The organism is Micromonospora sp. 050-3 (genome assembly GCF_046549335.1).
Lineage (GTDB): Bacteria > Actinomycetota > Actinomycetes > Mycobacteriales > Micromonosporaceae > Micromonospora > Micromonospora trifolii.
Genome location: NZ_JAJPVX010000002.1, coordinates 2,123,241 through 2,136,365 on the forward strand (window position 1 = coordinate 2,123,241; position 13,125 = coordinate 2,136,365).

15 protein-coding genes are annotated in these 13,125 nt (G+C 72.7%); 11 read left to right on the top strand and 4 right to left on the bottom strand.

The window, feature by feature from the left end; all coding sequences use genetic code 11:
* The first annotated feature begins 70 nt into the window (after positions 1-70).
* Positions 71-697 (top strand): SGNH/GDSL hydrolase family protein, encoded by a 627-nt coding sequence (locus ACLJOK_RS24825; protein WP_410820998.1) that lies wholly within the window; start codon positions 71-73, stop codon positions 695-697.
* A 68-nt stretch (positions 698-765) separates the two neighbouring features.
* On the opposite strand, the gene ACLJOK_RS24830 is transcribed toward ACLJOK_RS24825, so the two are convergent.
* Positions 766-1,893 (bottom strand): LolA family protein, encoded by a 1,128-nt coding sequence (locus ACLJOK_RS24830; protein ID WP_410820999.1) that lies wholly within the window; start codon positions 1,891-1,893, stop codon positions 766-768.
* Between the two features lie 95 nt (positions 1,894-1,988).
* On the opposite strand from ACLJOK_RS24830, the gene ACLJOK_RS24835 reads away from it, so the two are divergent.
* A complete protein-coding gene (locus ACLJOK_RS24835) occupies positions 1,989-2,645 on the top strand; it encodes a response regulator transcription factor (RefSeq protein WP_410821000.1) in 657 nt (218 codons plus the stop codon).
* A gap of 74 nt (positions 2,646-2,719) precedes the next feature.
* Entirely contained in the window at positions 2,720-4,087 is a 1,368-nt protein-coding gene (locus ACLJOK_RS24840) for an ATP-binding protein (RefSeq protein WP_410821586.1), read from the top strand.
* 42 nt (positions 4,088-4,129) lie between these two features.
* On the opposite strand, the gene ACLJOK_RS24845 is transcribed toward ACLJOK_RS24840, so the two are convergent.
* Positions 4,130-5,722 (bottom strand): tetratricopeptide repeat protein, encoded by a 1,593-nt coding sequence (locus ACLJOK_RS24845; RefSeq protein WP_410821001.1) that lies wholly within the window; start codon positions 5,720-5,722, stop codon positions 4,130-4,132.
* Between the two features lie 57 nt (positions 5,723-5,779).
* Complete coding sequence (locus ACLJOK_RS24850; RefSeq protein WP_410821587.1) at positions 5,780-6,241, bottom strand: MarR family winged helix-turn-helix transcriptional regulator; 462 nt, start codon at positions 6,239-6,241, stop codon at positions 5,780-5,782.
* 49 nt (positions 6,242-6,290) lie between these two features.
* Between ACLJOK_RS24850 and ACLJOK_RS24855 the strand changes: the two genes are divergently transcribed.
* Complete coding sequence (locus ACLJOK_RS24855; RefSeq protein ID WP_196927721.1) at positions 6,291-6,812, top strand: VOC family protein; 522 nt, start codon at positions 6,291-6,293, stop codon at positions 6,810-6,812.
* Between the two features lie 24 nt (positions 6,813-6,836).
* Positions 6,837-7,721 (top strand): hypothetical protein, encoded by an 885-nt coding sequence (locus tag ACLJOK_RS24860; protein WP_410821002.1) that lies wholly within the window; start codon positions 6,837-6,839, stop codon positions 7,719-7,721.
* A gap of 66 nt (positions 7,722-7,787) precedes the next feature.
* On the opposite strand, the gene ACLJOK_RS24865 is transcribed toward ACLJOK_RS24860, so the two are convergent.
* Entirely contained in the window at positions 7,788-7,967 is a 180-nt protein-coding gene (locus ACLJOK_RS24865; RefSeq protein ID WP_030333600.1) for a DUF4236 domain-containing protein, read from the bottom strand.
* A gap of 248 nt (positions 7,968-8,215) precedes the next feature.
* On the opposite strand from ACLJOK_RS24865, the gene ACLJOK_RS24870 reads away from it, so the two are divergent.
* From ACLJOK_RS24870 to ACLJOK_RS24895, 6 genes are all read left to right on the top strand, one after another.
* On the top strand, positions 8,216-8,293 hold the full coding sequence (locus ACLJOK_RS24870; RefSeq protein ID WP_349881247.1) for a putative leader peptide: 78 nt from the start codon (positions 8,216-8,218) through the stop codon (positions 8,291-8,293).
* A 131-nt stretch (positions 8,294-8,424) separates the two neighbouring features.
* Positions 8,425-9,456, top strand: coding sequence for an ABC transporter substrate-binding protein (locus ACLJOK_RS24875; protein ID WP_410821003.1), 1,032 nt, complete (start codon positions 8,425-8,427; stop codon positions 9,454-9,456).
* Positions 9,453-10,298, top strand: coding sequence for an ABC transporter ATP-binding protein (locus ACLJOK_RS24880; protein WP_410821004.1), 846 nt, complete (start codon positions 9,453-9,455; stop codon positions 10,296-10,298). The genes ACLJOK_RS24875 and ACLJOK_RS24880 overlap by 4 nt, the downstream gene beginning before the upstream one ends.
* Positions 10,291-11,157 carry an ABC transporter permease gene (locus ACLJOK_RS24885; RefSeq protein WP_410821005.1) on the top strand — a complete coding sequence of 289 codons (867 nt, stop codon included), beginning with the start codon at positions 10,291-10,293 and terminating at the stop codon, positions 11,155-11,157. Before ACLJOK_RS24880 ends, ACLJOK_RS24885 begins: the two co-directional genes overlap by 8 nt.
* 11 nt (positions 11,158-11,168) lie before the next feature.
* Complete coding sequence (locus ACLJOK_RS24890; protein ID WP_410821006.1) at positions 11,169-12,503, top strand: LLM class flavin-dependent oxidoreductase; 1,335 nt, start codon at positions 11,169-11,171, stop codon at positions 12,501-12,503.
* Positions 12,500-13,060 carry a flavin reductase family protein gene (locus ACLJOK_RS24895; protein ID WP_410821007.1) on the top strand — a complete coding sequence of 187 codons (561 nt, stop codon included), beginning with the start codon at positions 12,500-12,502 and terminating at the stop codon, positions 13,058-13,060. Before ACLJOK_RS24890 ends, ACLJOK_RS24895 begins: the two co-directional genes overlap by 4 nt.
* Positions 13,061-13,125 lie beyond the last annotated feature (65 nt).

Genomic DNA, 13,125 nt, shown 5'->3' on the forward strand with positions numbered 1-13,125 from the left:
GATAGCGCGTTCCGCCGGTTCTCACCAAGCCGGGCGGTCCGGCGCGCCGGTGATCGCGAGGTGGCGGCGGATGATCCTGCGGACCGGGCAACGGGTGGTCTTCATCGGGGACAGCATCACCGATTGTGGTCGACGCGACGTCGCCGCGCCCTACGGCAGCGGATATGTGAGCCTCGTGCGCGCCCTGGTCGACGCGCGGCACCCCGAGTTGGAGCTGGAGTGGGTCAACCGGGGTGTGAGCGGCAACACGGTGCGTGACCTCGCCGCCCGCTGGGACGACGACGCGATCGCCGAGCGCCCCGACTGGCTCGCGGTGATGATCGGCATCAACGACATCTGGCGGCACTACGGTGACCGGCCGGATGAGGCAGTCGGCATCGAGGAGTACGAGCGCACCCTGCGTGACCTGCTCCGTCGGGCGGTCGCCGCCACCGGCTGCCGACTGATCCTCGGCGACCCGTTCTTCATCGAGGCCGACCGGAGCGTCCCGCAACGCGCCGACACGGACCGGTACGCGGCGGTGGTGGCGGGGCTGGCCACCGAGTTCGACGCGGTGCACGTGCCCAACCAGGCGGCGTTCGACCGGGTGTTGGCGGTGAGTCCGGCGACGCGTTGGGCCGACGACCGGGTCCACCCGTACCTGCCCGGCCACGCGGTCCTCGCCGACGCGTACCTCAGCGCGCTCGGCGCCTCCTGACCTCGGCCTGACCCACAGCGAAGCGCCGGGCCGACCGTCAGGTCGACCCGGCGCGAACACCGTGGAGATCAGCCGCGGGCAGCCTGGTAGAGCCGCTCCGGCGTCACCGCTCCGGCGAGCACCCGGCCGTCGTCGGTGAGCAGCACGCTGAACAGTTTGCTGGTGAGGAGCCGACCGCTGCCCCAGTCACCACTGACCGCCGGCAGCCCGCCGAGCAGCTTCGACATGTCCAGGTCCGGGCCGGCGCCGGCCGGCGGAGCGGCCGGCTTCGTGGCGGGCTTGCGGCCCACATCGGCCCCGTCGAGGCGGCCGACCAGCACTGTCGTCCAGCCCTCGCCCACGGCGCGGACCTGCGGGTCACCCGCCGGCTCGACGTGACCGGGCTTGCCCGTCGGGCGCTCGGCCTTCTCCTCGTTGACCGTCACGCCGGGCGGCGGGTTGAAACGGAACTGGTCGGCGTCCGGGCGGCGGTAGTCGACCTGGGTGAAGGCCACCTCGAACGCCGGCCGGTCGCTGCCCTTCGCGAGCACCTCGAAGCGCAGCGGCACGTGCTGCTTGGCGTCGATGGCGATCCGCAGCTGGTGCACCAGGGAGTCCTGGTCGCGCGGCTGGAGCACCAACTCGTACGCGTCCCGGCCGGCGACCGTGGCCGACCGGCCGACGCTGACCTCGGTGCTCGGGTCGATCGCGCCCAACGCCAGGTCGGCGGCCTGCTGCGGGGTGGCCGGCAGGCTCGCTGCCGGTTCGGGGGCGGGCTTCCAGGCCCCGGCGTCGCCGCCCAGCGTGCGGTGGGTGGCGGTGTTGCTGCGGCTCTGCCACGTCCACAGGTCCCGGCCGTTGCGGATGATGTCCTGTTCGCCCAGGGTGTCCACCAGGGCGACCCGCTGCTTGTCCGGCCCGGAATACCAGACCCGCAGGGTGTGGGTGCCGGTCAGCAGTGTGGTCAGCTCGTTGCCGGGAACCAGCCCGACGAGGGGCGGCAGGCCGAGATCGGCGCGTTGCACCAGGGTCCCGGACAACCCCTCCAGCCGGGACGTCTGTAGGTCGACCAGGAGCTGAGCGGCGGTTCGGGGCGGCAGGCTCGGCTCGGCCTCGGCGGCGAACGTGCCGATCGCCGCGCCGCCGCCGATGACGGCGACGGCCGCGGTGGCCGGGACCAGCCAACGAAGGACGGGACGGCTTCTCAGGACGGACATGGTGGCACCTCCTGCGGCCATCTTGCCCCCTCCGTGCTGTGAACGGGCTGAGGACACCGAACCGCGCCGATTGACCCGGGTGGCACCCTTGAGCTGTGCGGGTGCTGGTGGTGGAGGACGAGGCCCGGTTGGCGGCTGCCCTGCAACGCGGTCTCCAGGCGGAGGGGTTCGCGGTGGACGTGGCGGCGACCGGCCCTGCGGGCCTGGACGCGGCGCGGCACGGCGGGTACGACGCGATGATCCTCGACGTGATGCTGCCCGGCCTCTCCGGGTACGAGCTGGTCCGGCGGCTGCGCGCGGAGCAGCACTGGTTGCCGGTGCTGATGCTCTCCGCCAAGGACGGCGAGTACGACCAGGCCGACGGCCTCGACTGCGGCGCCGACGACTACCTGACCAAACCCTTCTCGTACGTGGTGCTGCTGGCCCGGCTGCGGGCGCTGCTGCGTCGGGGCGCGCCGGAGCGCCCGACCGTGCTGGCGGTCGGTGACCTGCGGCTGGACCCGGCCGGTCGGCGGGTGACCCGGGCGGACGCCGAGGTGGCGCTGACCGCGCGGGAGTTCGCGCTGCTGGACTACCTGATGCGCCGACCGGGCCAGGTCATCTCCAAGATCGAGTTGTTGGACCACGTCTGGGACGCGAGCCTGGAGACGGCGCCGAACGCCGTCGAGGTGTACGTCGGCTACCTGCGCCGCAAGCTCGGCCGGGATCGGCTGGAGACGGTCCGGGGTGCCGGCTATCGGCTGGCGACGTGACCGCCGACGGCCCGGCACCCACCCGTCGGGCCCGGCCCGGGCGACTTCCGGTCCTGGGGCTGCGCGGGCGGCTCATGGCGCTCGGTGTGGTCGGTCTCACCATCGGGCTGGCAGTGGGCGGGGTGGTGCTGCTCGGTGCGCTCGGCTTCGTGCTCCAGCGCACTGTCGACACCGAGGCGTTCCGCACCGCTGACGCGGTCGCCCTGCTCGCCGCCGAGGACGCGCTGCCCGACCCGCTGCCGGTGGCCGGGGGGCAGGTCCGCGTGCAGGTCGTCGACGGGCAGGGACGGATCCGTGCGGCTTCGATCGACGCCGACCGCCTGGTGCCGATGGTCCGCCCGGAGCGCCTGAACCGCGACGGTCGGCAGCGGTTGGAGGTGCCGGCCGAGCGGGTCGGGCTCGTCGGCCCGGTCCGGGTGGTCGCCGTACCCGCCGGCACGGCGGCTGACCCGCTCACAGTGCTGGTCGCCCGCTCGATGGCCGACGTGCGGCACAGCACCCACGTGGTCCGGACCATTCTGCTGGTGGCGTTCCCGCTGCTGGTTGCCGTGCTGGCCGGGGTGGCGTGGCGGGTGGTGGGCGCGACCCTGCGGCCGGTCGAGGCGTTACGTCGAGGCGCCGAGGAGATCACCGGCAGGGCGGGCGCCGGCCGGCTGCCGGTGCCGGCGTCGGCTGACGAGATCCACCGCCTGGCGGTCACCCTCAACGGCATGCTGGGCCGGTTGGAGTCCGCCCGCGTCCGGCAGCGGGCCTTCGTCTCCGACGCCGCGCACGAGCTGCGCAGCCCGTTGACCAACATCCGGACGGAGCTGGAGGTGGCCCAGCGCCTCGCCGACCGGACGGACTGGACGGCGGTGACCGCCAACCTGCTCGCCGACACCGACCGGCTGAGTCGCCTGGTCGACGATCTCCTGCTGTTGGCCCGCCTGGACGAGACGCCGGCGGCCCGGGGGACCGGCCCGGTGGAGCTGGGCGCGTTGCTGACCGAGGTCGCCGCCCGCTACCCGTCGCCGCCGGTGCGGGTGACGCCGCCGGAGGGCCCGCTCTGGACGATCGGCAGCGTCGAGGAGTTGCGTCGCGTGCTGGCCAACCTGGTCGACAACGCGGTACGGCACGCGCACGGCAGTGTCGTGCTCGCGGCCGAGACGACGGTGGCGGGCTCTACGGTCGGGCCCGGCGTCGGGGCGTACCACCTGGTGACGGTGACCGACGACGGCCCGGGGGTCGCGGTGGCGGACCGGGAGCGGGTCTTCGACCGGTTCACCCGGCTGGATGACGGACGGGCCCGCGACGACGGGGGCGCCGGCCTGGGGCTGGCCATCGTCCGGGAGTTGGTCCGACGCGCGGGCGGCAGCATCACCCTGGCCGACGCGCCGGAGCAGCGAGGCCTACGGGTGTGCCTGCTGCTGCCAGCGTCACCGGCCGAGGACGGCCAGAGGTAGACGGCGGCTGGTGGGCGTGGCTGTCGGGTCGTGGCGGCCGGGTCAGCGGCGGCGGGTGCAGACCTGCTTGGAACGGGCCACCGTGTCGGTGGACCAGGCGACGGCGACGGTGAAGCAGAAGTCGTTGGTGCGGTTGAGCGCGTAGATGACGAAGCTGGTGGTGCCGGCGGGCAGCGTCGCGAAGATGTTGTGGGTCTGGCCGGTGCGGCCGCCCGCGATGACCACCGGGCCCTCGCCGCCGGCCGGGTAGGTCCAGTTCAGCGCGATGCTGTCCCGGGTGTCGCGCAGGGTCACCGCGCTGGGCGGAGTGCCGGGCGGCGCCGCAGCGGCAGCCGACGTGGGTGCCGTGCCGCCCGGGGCCGGCGCGGTGCTGGCCGGCGCGCCGGCGGTGGGGGAGGCGCTGGCCGGCGGCGGGGTCGGCTCGTCGTCGCCGTCGACCCGGGCCACCCCGGCGATCACCGCTGCCGCGCCGAGGAGCACCACGACCACGCCGGCCACCAGCACCGGCACCAGCCGATTGCGCTGCTCCGGCGACGCGCGGTGCACGGGCACCGGCAGCAGCCGCGACGGCGTGTACGGCTCCACCTGCGCGTACGGGTCCGGGCGGGCGTACGGGTCCGGCCGCGCGTACGGGTCGGCGGGTCGGTGCAGCCGGTACACCCCGGGCTGCTCCTCCGTGCCGCCGGCCAGCCCGACCACCGACGGGGGCACCGGAGGGTCGGCGGGGTGCGGCGAGGGCTCGTCCACCGGTTCGGTCGACCATCTGCTGCCCGTCGATCCGACCCCTTCGTCGGAGGGCAGCCGGGGGTTCGGCACCGCCCCGGCGTGGTGGGTCGCGGTTGCCGGCGGGTGGTAACCGGATTCGGCCGGCCCGTCGCCGTGCGGTGGGACGCGGGCGGCCGGCACGACCGGAGTGTCCCGAGCCGTGGGCGGGTTGTCCGCGCAGGCATGGTCGGGATTGGCCGCCGCCCGGGCCAGGGCCGCCACCTGGGTGGCCAGCGGGTCGTCGGCGGGCAGGTGCTGCCGGCACAGCTCACGGGCGAGCGCCAGGTTGTCGTGTCCCTCGGTGAACTGCCCGCAGTCGCGCTGCATCCCCCCGAGCCGCGCCAGCATCTTGATGCCGCTGGGGTGCCCGTCGCCGTACACCTCGCGGTGCAGCTCCCAGGCGTCCTGGAGGCGGTCGCGGGCCACCACGCACTGGCCGCGCGCGTACTCGACGGTGGCCAGGTCGGCGTGCGCGGCGAGCACCCGCAACGACTCCGGGCCGTCCTGCGCGGTCAGCTCGATGATGACTTCCTGATAGAGCCGCGCCGCCCGGGAGTGGCTGCCGACCCGGTGCAGCACCGCGGCCAGGGTCGCCGCCGCGGCCACGGTGCGCGGGTCGGCACGGCCGTGCAGGCGGGTGGTGGCCGCGTACGCGAAGGCGGCCCACCCCCGGGCCGAGTGCGGCTCACCGAGGGCGATCAGCACCCGCGCCTGGAGGCTGGCCGCCTCGGCCAGTTCGGGGGTGGCGTTGGCCGGGCGGGGGTCGGCGTCGGTGAGCGCGTCGGACAGCAGTTGTTGCGCGCCGGCCAGATCGCCGGAGGACACGAGGTGGTGCGCCTGATCAGTCAGTTCACCGAAGCCGGAAGACACGCCCCATCGTGCTCATCCGACGACGGTAAGTACAAGACCCGCGCCGGTGTCGATTGGTCAGGATCCGGTCAGGTGCTCGGCCAGGGTCTCGCTGATCCGGCGTAGCTGGTCGACCTGGGCGGGGCTCAACGCGTCGAACAGGTGTCGGCGTACCCCCTCGACGTGGCCGGGTGCGGCGGCCGCGAGGACGGCGAAACCCTCGTCAGTGAGCAGCGCGACCTGCCCGCGCCGGTCGGTGGGGCAGTCCTCGCGGCGCACCCAGCCGGCGGCCTCCAGCCGAGCCACGGCGTGCGAGAGCCGGCTGCGCGACGACCCGGCGGCCTGGGCCAACTGGCTCATCCGCAGTTGACGACCGGGGGCCTCGGAGAGCTGGACCAGGATCTCGTAGTACGCGTGCGGCATGCCCGCCTCGCGTTGCAGCTCGCGGTCGAGAGTGTCCATCAGCACCCGGGAGGCGGTGAGGTACGCGCGCCAGGTGCGCTGCTCGTCGGGGTCCAACCAGCGGGTCATGGCCGCCATCATACTCCCGATGGTTGAATGTTCAACTAAACCGCGCTAGCCTCGGGTCATGGGTATCCACCGGCTCAACCACGCGGTCCTCTACGTCAGTGACCTCGCCCGCAGCGTCGCGTTCTACAGCGACGTGCTGGGCTTCCGCCCGGTGGCGATGACCCCGGACGGCTTCCGGGGCGCCACCTTCCTCCAGGCCCCCGACTCCACCAACGACCATGACCTCGGCCTCTTCGAGATCGGCGCGGGCGCCGGTCGGTCGACAGCAGGTCGGTCCACCGTCGGCCTCTACCACCTCGCCTGGGAGGTGGACACGCTCGACGAGCTGGCCGCCACCGCCGAGCGCCTCGTCGCGGCCGGCGCACTGGTCGGCACCTCCGACCACGGCACGACAAAGAGCCTCTACGGCAAGGACCCGGACGGCCTGGAGTTCGAGGTGGTCTGGCTGATCCCGGCCGACCTGCTCGACGACACCGCGCTGGCCGCCCGCAAGCAGATCGGTCGGCTCGACCTGGACGCCGAGCGGCAGCGTTACGGCGGGCAGACCCGGGGCGGGGTGGGGATCTCCGTCCCGGCCTGACCGGCCGTACGGTAGAACGGACCGATGCCGACCGACCGGACCAATGATTTCCTCCGCGAGCTGCTGGTCCGCCAGTTGACGACCTGGCTGCCCGCGGCCCTGCACCGCTCCCGGCGGGCCACCATAGCCCTCGCGGGCGCCGACGCGGGCAGCGCGGAGGCCGCGCTGCGCCTGGTCGCCACGCACGGCGACCAGGTCCGCGGCCGGCAGGTGACGGTGCTGGTGCTGGCCGACGCCGCCGCCGACCTGCCGGCCCGACTCGGCCCGATCGAGGCGGAGCTGCCCGCCGAGGTCACAGTGCATCTGCTGCCCGGCGAGCCGTACCGGCTGCCGGTCGCTGTGAAGGCCGCCGGGGCGGCCGGCGCGCCGCTGTTCTCCTTCGTGGACCTGCCCGGCGCGGTGACGCCGAAGCTGCTCAGCGCCGCGACCAACGGCCGGACCGGAGAGCTGCTGCTGCACACCGCCGACAGTGCCCGAGACGTGCTCGTCTCCGCCGGCTTCCCCCTGGTCGCCGAGGTGGCACCGGTGCTGCCCGGCGGCGAGTCCGCCGGGGTGATCGCGTTCGGCAGCCGCTCCGACCGGAGCCTGGAGGCGGTCCGTGACGCGCTCTGGGCGGTCGGCGCGGACCTCGACGTGCGCTACCGCGACCCGCTCGACCCGACCGGCACGACTGTCGACGTGGTCGACGATCCCGACCTCGAACCGCTGGCCCACGAGCTGCTGGCCGAGTTACGGGCGGGTGGGCCACGGGCCGTCACCGAGCTACGCCGGCACACCCTCACCGCGACCGTCTACCGGGCCGCCGACGCCAACCAGGCGCTCGTCGACCTCATCGACGCCGGCGCCCTGCGACGCGATCGCGAATCCGGGCGGCTGGCCGGCGACGAAATCATCACCGTGGCCCGCTGAGCGCCCCCGCAGACGCCGAGCGGGGTGCCGGTGAATCACCGGCACCCCGCTCGACTCCCGGGATGCTTACGACCGGGACTTGTCCTGCTTCCAGCTCAGCGGACCCGGCAGGTCGACCCGGTGCGCACGGGCCTTGGAGTTCCAGGACCAGCGACCGATCTTGATGCTCCACGAGGAGAAGCCGTTCTCGGTGAAGTTCAGGATGATCGGACCGTACTTCTTGCGCTTGCGAAACATGAGGCCCATCGGAGGTCTCCCCTCGTCACCGTTCCCTGCCGTGTCGAGATCGAACATGCCCGAACCGACGACTTTTGAAACCCTCTCGCTGTCCGCCCTGGACGGTCGCCCACCGGGCACCGCAATCTCTATTCAACAGATAGGTGTTGCGGCACGGTAAACGCTGGTCGGGGCGGTCCGTAACATCGGCAGCGATAGAAGTCTCATCTTTTGGAAGGCCGTTGACCGCTCGTTCCGATCCCGGGCAGCATGGGGTCATGTCGCAGCGGGATGAGCTTCTCCTCACCGCTCGTGTGCACGTCGACCTGGTCCGGCACGCGAGCGCGCTCTGTTGAGCTGACCGGTCCATCCGGCTCGGCTCCAGCGCCGCACTCTCACCGCCCGCCCGCTCAACGCGGAGCAGCGTGCCCGCACGCCCTCATCCGGGCGTCCCCGCTCCCATCGTGGACAGATCAGGAGACTCCTCATGTCCCCACCCCGTCGTGCCATTCTGCGTACGCTCGCCGCCGTTACCGCCCTGGTCGTGCTCACCGCCATCGCCGGCTGCGGCGGTGACGCGGCAGCCGGCGGCGCCCAGGCCAGCGAGCTGCGCTACCAGGGCTCGGTCGGCCAGGTCACCCTCCCCGAACTCGCCGCCGACCTCGGCTACCTCGGCGACGTCAAGCTCAAGTGGATCGGCAACGTCACAGGTGGCCCGCAGGACATCCAGGCCACCGCCACCGGTCAGAGCGACTTCGGCGGCGCGTTCAACGGCGCCATCGTCAAGCTCGCCGCCGCCAACGCCCCGATCACCGCCGTGGTCAGCTACTACGGCTCGGACGCGCAGACGTTCCAGGGCTACTACGTGCTCGACGACAGCCCGATCCGCAGCCCCCGTGACCTGATCGGCAAGAAGATCGGCATGAACACCCTCGGAGCGCACGCCGAGGCCGTGCTCAAGACCTGGCTCGCCCGCGGCGGTCTCACCCCCGCCGAGATCAAGCAGGTCGAGCTGGTCGCCCTGCCACCGGTCAACACCGAGCAGTCGCTGCGGCAGCGGCAGATCGACGTCGCGGTGCTCGGCGGGGTGATCCGCGACAAGGCGGTCGCCAGCGGCGGCATCCGCACCATCTTCACCGACTACGAGTTGCTCGGCGCCTTCAGCGGCGGCACCTACGTCTTCCGCGACGACTTCATCAAGCGCAACCCGGAGACCGTCAAGGCGTTCGTCACCGGGGTCGGCAAGGCCATCGAGTGGGCCCGCACCCAACCCCGGGAGACAGTGGTCACCCGGATGCGCGACATCATCGGCAAGCGCGGTCGCAACGAGGACCCGTCGCTTGTCGCCTACTGGAAGAGCAGTGGCGTCGCCGGCCGCGGCGGAGTGATCGACGAGCAGGAGTTCGGCACCTGGATCGACTGGCTCGCCGGCGAGGGCGAGCTCAAGGGCGACCGTCCGAAGCCCGGCGACGTCTACACCAACCGGTTCAACCCCTTCGTGGACGGGGGGAACGCGTGAGCACCGACAAGATCCTCTTTGATCGCGTGAGCAAGACCTTCCCGGTCCGCGCCAGCCGGCGTGGCGGCGCCGGCGCGGTCACCGCGCTGGACGAGGTCACCCTCGGGGTACGCCCCGGCGAGTTCCTGGTCGTCGTCGGCCCCAGCGGTTGCGGCAAGTCCACGCTGCTCGACCTGCTCGGCGGGCTCACCGAGCCGACCGCGGGGCGGGTGCTCGTCGACGGTCGGCCCGTCACCGGTCCCGGTCTGGACCGGGGCATCGTCTTCCAGCAGTACGCGCTGCTGCCCTGGCGCACCGCTGCCGGCAACGTCGCGTTCGGTCTGGAAGCGAAGGGGGTGCCCCGCGCCGAACGCGCCGCCCTGATCGAGCACCACCTCGACCTGGTGGGCCTGCGCGGGTTCGCCGACCGCTACCCGCACGAGCTGTCCGGCGGGATGAAGCAGCGGGTGGCCATCGCCCGCAGCCTCGCGTACGACCCGGACGTGCTGCTGATGGACGAGCCGTTCGCCGCCCTGGACGCGCAGACCCGTGACTCGTTGCAGGACGAGCTGGTGCGGATCTGGGCCCGTACCGGCAAGACCATCGTGTTCATCACCCACGGCATCGACGAGGCGGTCTACCTGGGTCAGCGGGTGGCGGTGCTGACGTCCCGGCCCGGGCGGCTCAAGCAGGTCATCGACATCGACCTCGGCGACCGGGACGCGGTCGAGGACGTTCGCTCCACCGACGCGTTCCGCCACCACCGCCACGAGATCTGGACCCTGCTGCGTGACGAGGTGCGGGCCGCCCAGGCGGCCGAGGGCGCTGGCGTCCGCCACACCGAGGAGGCCCGCGTTGGTTGACATCGCCGAACGTCCCACCCGACTCGTCGGCCCACCCACAGTGCCCCACGCTGCGGCCGACAGTGCCGTTCCCGGTCGCGCCGGTCGGCTGCTCGGCATCGGCGCCAAGGTGCTGCACCGCACCGTCGCCATCGCCGCGCTGGCCGCGATCTGGGAGGGCGCACCCCGGCTCGGGCTGGTGGACCGGGTGTTCCTGCCGCCGCTGTCGGAGGTGCTGGTGGCCTGGTGGGAGTTGCTGCGCAGCGGGCAGCTCGCCGAGCACGTGGGCGCGAGCCTGACCCGGTCGTTGGCCGGGCTCGGCTTGGCGGTGCTCACCGCCATCCCGCTCGGGTTGCTGATCGGCTGGTACCGGCCGCTCGCCGAGCTGCTCAGCCCGCTGCTGGAGGTGTTCCGCAACACCGCCGCGCTGGCCCTGCTGCCGGTGTTCGTGCTCATCCTCGGCCTGGGGGAAACCTCCAAGATCGCCCTGGTGCTGTACGCGTGCTCCTGGCCGATCCTGCTGAACACCATCGCCGGGGTGAAGGGCGTCGACCCACTGCTGATCCGGTCGGCCCGCTCAATGGGGCTCAACCACCTGCGGTTGTTCCAGAAGGTGATCCTGCCGGCCGCGGTGCCGACCATCTTCACCGGCGTCCGGCTGGCCGGGGCGTACTCGATCCTGGTGCTGGTCGCGGCCGAGATGGTCGGCGCGAAGGCCGGGCTCGGCTACCTCATCAACTACGCGCAGTACAACTTCGCGATCGCCGACATGTACTCCGGGATCATCACGATCTCCGCCATCGGCCTGGTCGTCAACCAGCTCCTCGTCGCCCTCGAACGTCGCTTCTCCACCTGGCGCGTCGACGTCTCTGCCGGATAGGACGGACACCAATGACCCGCACCCTGCACCTCAACGCGTTCCTGATGGGCGTCGGCCACCACGAGGCCGCCTGGCGGCACCCCCGCACCGACCCGCGTCGGGTCACCGATGTACGGCACTTCCAGGAGTTGGCCCGGATCGCCGAACGCGGCACCCTCGACTCGCTCTTCCTCGCCGACGGTCTCTCGGTCGGGCCGAACCCCCGACACAACATCCAGGCCGTCTTCGAGCCGCTGACCCTGCTCGCGTCGCTCGCCGCGGTGACCGAACACATCGGTCTCATCGCGACCGTCTCCACCACCTACAACGAGCCGTTCCACGTCGCCCGCAAGTTCGCCTCGCTGGACCACCTCAGCGGCGGCCGGGCCGGCTGGAACATCGTCACCTCCGCCCAGGAGCGGGAGGCTGTCAACTTTAACCGGGACAGCCACCCCGAACACGCCGACCGGTACCGGCGGGCCGCCGAGTTCGTCGATGTGGCGATCAAGCTCTGGGACAGCTGGGAGGACGACGCGCTGGTCTTCGACACCACGGCCGGGGTGTTCGCCGACACCGACCGGGTGCACGAGGTGGCGCACCGCGGGCCGGAGTTCCAGGTCCGTGGCCCGCTGAACATCCCCCGGGGGCCGCAGGGCCGACCGCTGCTGGTGCAGGCCGGCTCGTCGCCGGACGGGATCGCCTTCGCCGCCCGCTACGCCGAGGCGGTCTTCACCGCGCAGCAGACCCTCGCCGACGGGCAGAGCTTCTACGCCGAGCTGCGCCGGCAGGTCACCGCCGCCGGCCGGAACCCGGACCTGGTGAAGGTCCTGCCCGGCATCGCGCCGGTGCTCGGCGGCACCGAGGCCGAGGCGCAGGCGCTCGCCGCCGAGCTGGAGGAGCTGATCGTCCCCGACTACGCCCTTGCTCAGCTCTCCGGGATGCTCGGCATCGACCTGACCGGCCTGCCGCTCGACGGGCCGCTGCCGGAGCTGCCGGCCGCCGGCACCGTGCAGGCCCACCAGAGCCGCTACCAGCTCGTCACCGAGCTGGCCCGCCGGGAACAGCTCACCATCCGCCAGCTGATCGGCCGGCTCGGCGGCGGCCGGGGTCACCGGGTCGTCGCCGGTACGCCGGAGCAGGTCGCCGACCAGATCGAGCTGTGGTTCACCCAGGGCGCCGCCGACGGGTTCAACATCATGCCGCCGCACCTGCCCGGCGGGCTCGCCGACTTCGTCGACCACGTGGTGCCGGTGCTGCGCTCCCGTGGGCTGTTCCGCACCGAGTACACCGGTCGGACGCTGCGCGAGCACTACGGCCTGCCCCGACCGGCCAGCGCGTACGCCACGTCGGCCCTGGTGCCGGCGTGACCACCGTGGAGCGCCCCTCGGCGGACATCGCCGAGCTGCGACCGGTCAACGCGGACCTGTTCCGCGCACTGCTGCGGCGGCAGGCCAGCAGCGTCACAGTGGTCACCGCTGTCGCCCGCGCCACCGACCCCGCCTGCCTCGGTGGGATCGGCGCGCCCATCCGGGCGGGCTTCACCGCTACCTCGTTCACATCGGTGTCGCTGGACCCACCGCTGGTCTCGTTCTGCCTCGGGGTGGCGTCGTCGAGCTGGCCGGTGCTCGCCCGCGCCGAGCACGTCGCCGTGCACCTGCTGAACGCCGGGCAGCGGGAGGCCGCCACTGTCTTCGCGACCAGCGGCATCGACCGGTTCGCCGCGTACCCGGACTGGACGTCCGGACCGTTCGGGGTGCCGCTGCTCGACGGGGTACTGGCCCGGCTGCTCTGCCGGGTGGTGCACCGGGTCCCGGCGGGCGACCACACGCTGGTGATCGCCGAACCGCTGGCGCTCGGCGACGGCGTCGACGGCGCGCCACTGGTCCACCACCGGGGCGGCTACACGACCGCCGTCTCGCCGTGAGCGAGCGCAGCGAACGAACCATCGGGCACGTGGCACGTCGCGGCGGCACGCAGCGAAGCGGAGTG

Excerpts from the sequence above, each read along its gene's own strand:
- ACLJOK_RS24825 (WP_410820998.1), top strand. The coding sequence starts at position 71 with ATGATCCTGCGGACCGGGCAACGGGTGGTCTTCATCGGGGACAGCATC.
- ACLJOK_RS24830 (WP_410820999.1), bottom strand. The coding sequence starts at position 1,893 with ATGTCCGTCCTGAGAAGCCGTCCCGTCCTTCGTTGGCTGGTCCCGGCC.
- ACLJOK_RS24840 (WP_410821586.1), top strand. The coding sequence starts at position 2,720 with ATGGCGCTCGGTGTGGTCGGTCTCACCATCGGGCTGGCAGTGGGCGGG.
- ACLJOK_RS24850 (WP_410821587.1), bottom strand. The coding sequence starts at position 6,241 with ATGGCGGCCATGACCCGCTGGTTGGACCCCGACGAGCAGCGCACCTGG.
- ACLJOK_RS24855 (WP_196927721.1), top strand. The coding sequence starts at position 6,291 with ATGGGTATCCACCGGCTCAACCACGCGGTCCTCTACGTCAGTGACCTC.
- ACLJOK_RS24860 (WP_410821002.1), top strand. The coding sequence starts at position 6,837 with ATGCCGACCGACCGGACCAATGATTTCCTCCGCGAGCTGCTGGTCCGC.
- ACLJOK_RS24865 (WP_030333600.1), bottom strand. The coding sequence starts at position 7,967 with ATGGGCCTCATGTTTCGCAAGCGCAAGAAGTACGGTCCGATCATCCTG.
- ACLJOK_RS24870 (WP_349881247.1), top strand. The coding sequence starts at position 8,216 with ATGTCGCAGCGGGATGAGCTTCTCCTCACCGCTCGTGTGCACGTCGAC.
- ACLJOK_RS24875 (WP_410821003.1), top strand. The coding sequence starts at position 8,425 with ATGTCCCCACCCCGTCGTGCCATTCTGCGTACGCTCGCCGCCGTTACC.
- ACLJOK_RS24890 (WP_410821006.1), top strand. The coding sequence starts at position 11,169 with ATGACCCGCACCCTGCACCTCAACGCGTTCCTGATGGGCGTCGGCCAC.